General features: G+C 47.7%; 2 protein-coding genes. Both read left to right on the plus strand.

The features are described from left to right. A partial coding sequence (locus DOM41_RS17160) for a hypothetical protein (RefSeq protein ID WP_223161010.1) occupies positions 1-793 on the plus strand: 793 nt, incomplete at its 5' end. Position 794: 1 nt separating this feature from the next. Next, the coding region (locus tag DOM41_RS17165; RefSeq protein WP_188112429.1) for a tetratricopeptide repeat protein at positions 795-1,482 on the plus strand (688 nt) is incomplete at its 3' end.

Raw genomic sequence — 1,482 nt, forward strand, 5'->3', positions numbered from 1 at the left:
CGCCTTCTACGATGGTCTGATGAAACTCTCCGATGCCCTGCACGACCGAAGGCTGGGTCGCTCGTCCCGTAGCGTAAGCCTGCAATACGCACTAGGCGGCACCATCATCGCCGATGCCTCGGTGGGGTTGCTCGGTCTTTCGCTTTCTGCGGCCGGTATCGCCGGCGCGACGACGGGGGTGGGCTTGGCGCTGTGTGCCATCGGTCTGATCATCAGCGCCATCGCGATCACGCTGGGTTTTATCGCGACGAAGCTGGTGTCCACCGCGACTACGGTCTGGCTCAATCGCTGTTATATAGGGCGCCAATACGACACCCAGTTCGCGCCTTTTACCAGCATCGAGCATGAACAGGCGTCGCTGGATCTGCTATCGCAGGGGATCTCCCTTGAATTAACATGGGAAGATTATAGCGGCACTTATGTTACAGGAGAAACAGGACCATTGGGTGAGGTCCGGCACAGTAAAAAAGTTATGATCAAAGCCCGGATTCCCAATTTGTCTAAGATGCGATTTGCGATTAGTTTGGAAAATGATACCGGCTATCGCGGCTCAAACGAGGTTTTTGCTGATATATTTCTTAAAACAGCCGAAACTGATAGCTTGGTGCGCTTAAGACACTCCGGGCAATCCGGAGAGTATGATGTCTCTTGTGGAGAGAGTTCTACTACTATCGAGAGAACAGTTCTATTGCCTGTTGAGGCCATTGAGCATGATGTGAGATTGAATGTGACCTTTAGAGATGAGAGGGCACGAAATCTGTCTTATAAAGACGAGTTTTTGTTGGGGTTCTGAAATGACATTGGCTAAAAAGTACCTATATATTTTGTTGTTTTTGAGTTGTTTCTTTTTAAAGATGACTTTCTCGGATGTTTATTATAATGACCCGACTCAAGACTCGCTCTGGGAAGAATATGGGTACAATTTGTCTTTGAAAGAGATGGAGGAAGGGGTAGGTCAAGGGTCGGCGCGCTATGAGTATCTTTTGGGTGAGTTGTATATAAATGGTTCAGAAGTTTTTCTGATTTCCCCGGATTATGAAAAGGCATTGGAGTTGCTTGAATCTTCTTGGGAGGGTTCAGGGGTTGACGCTGGTTATTCCTTGTTTAAGATTTATTATGATGGTCTTGGGGTTGAGGTGAACTATGATGCTGCTTTTCAGTATCTCAAAGAGTCGGCTGAAATGGGGTACACTCTGTCTCAGCGAAGCTTGGGTGATGCTTACGGTGGCTACAAGTACAATGAAATTGCAGAAAAAGACTATGGAAAAGCTCTCTTTTGGTATCAGCGCGCGATTGATCAAGGAGATCAGTTCTCAGCGAGAGCTTTAGCTCAGCTTTATCATGAAGGTAAGGGGGTGGAGCAGAGCGACGAAGAAGCTTTCAAGTGGCTGCTTCGTTCAGGTCAATTAAAATATGGCGACCCAGCAGATAGCTTCCAGATGCTGGCAAAGCTCTATGAAGAAGGTGTTGGCACCGACATTA

The sequence above is a fragment of the Salinicola aestuarinus genome (genome assembly GCF_003206645.1).
GTDB classification, from domain to species: Bacteria; Pseudomonadota; Gammaproteobacteria; order Pseudomonadales; family Halomonadaceae; genus Salinicola; species Salinicola aestuarinus.